Origin of the sequence: Deinococcus betulae (assembly GCF_020166395.1) — a bacterium.
GTDB lineage: Bacteria > Deinococcota > Deinococci > Deinococcales > Deinococcaceae > Deinococcus > Deinococcus betulae.
Genome location: NZ_JAIQXU010000086.1, coordinates 1 through 966 on the forward strand (window position 1 = coordinate 1; position 966 = coordinate 966).

The 966-nt window shown below is 59.1% G+C and carries 1 protein-coding gene; it reads right to left on the reverse strand.

Annotation, left to right across the window (positions count from 1 at the left end):
- Window positions 1-15: 15 nt before the first annotated feature.
- Window positions 16-930: an IS3 family transposase gene (locus K7W42_RS22725; protein ID WP_224577683.1), complete on the reverse strand. Its 915-nt coding sequence runs from the start codon at window positions 928-930 to the stop codon at window positions 16-18.
- Window positions 931-966 lie beyond the last annotated feature (36 nt).

Consider the following 966-nt stretch of genomic DNA (forward strand, 5'->3'; position numbering starts at 1 on the left):
TGAAATTGCAAGGGTTTAGTGGAGGCGCAGTTCAGGATGGGGGGCTTGTTCCTCAAAGGCTACCGGGGAGCGGTAGCCCAGCGACGAGTGGCGACGTTGCCGGTTATAAAACACCTCAATCCACTCGAACACGTCACTGCGGGTCTGGGAACGCGTATCGCGTGCCTGGCGCAGGTCGAGTTCGACCTTGAGGGTTGAGAAAAAGCTTTCCTGCACAGCGTTATCCCAACACTGCCCTTTGTTGCTCATGCTCTGAATTGCCTTCAGGCGCTCCAGGGCTTGTCGGTAGACCTCACTGCTGTATTGGCTGCCTCGGTCGGAGTGGTGCAGCAGCCCGGTTTCGGGCTGCCGTCGCTGCCAAGCCATGTTCAGCGCCGCCGTGACCAGCGGCGTGTGAAGACGTTCGCTCATCGCCCAGCCGACAATTTTTCTGGAGAACAGGTCCATGACCGTGGCCAGGTACAGCCAGCCCTCCGTTGTCGGGAGATAGGTGATGTCTGTGACCCACTTCCGGTTCGGCCGGTCGGTGTCGAACTCTCGGTTCAGCAGATTTTCTGCGATTGGGTGAGCCGATGACGCCTTGGTCGTCACGCGGAACGGCCGCTTGCAGCGAACCCTGAGGTTCGCTGCCTTCATCAGCCGCCCGATACGCTGTCGGCTCACCTGCTCTCCCTCATCTGCGAGATCCGCTGGAATTCTCGGGGTCCCGTAGGTTCCTCGGCTTCGTTGATGACTCGCCTTAATTTTCTCGCTCAAGGCGCGGTCTTTTCGTGCCCTGGCGCTCTCCGGCCTTCTCCGCCAAGCGTAGTACCCACTCACGCTGACCTCCAGCACCTGACACATCAGCTCCACCGGGAACTCTTCTTGGTGCTGCTGAACGAAGGCGAAGATCAGCTTTGTTTGGCGAAGAAGGCCACGGCTTTTTTCAATACATCCCGCTCCTGACGGGCAATCTCCAGTTCACGC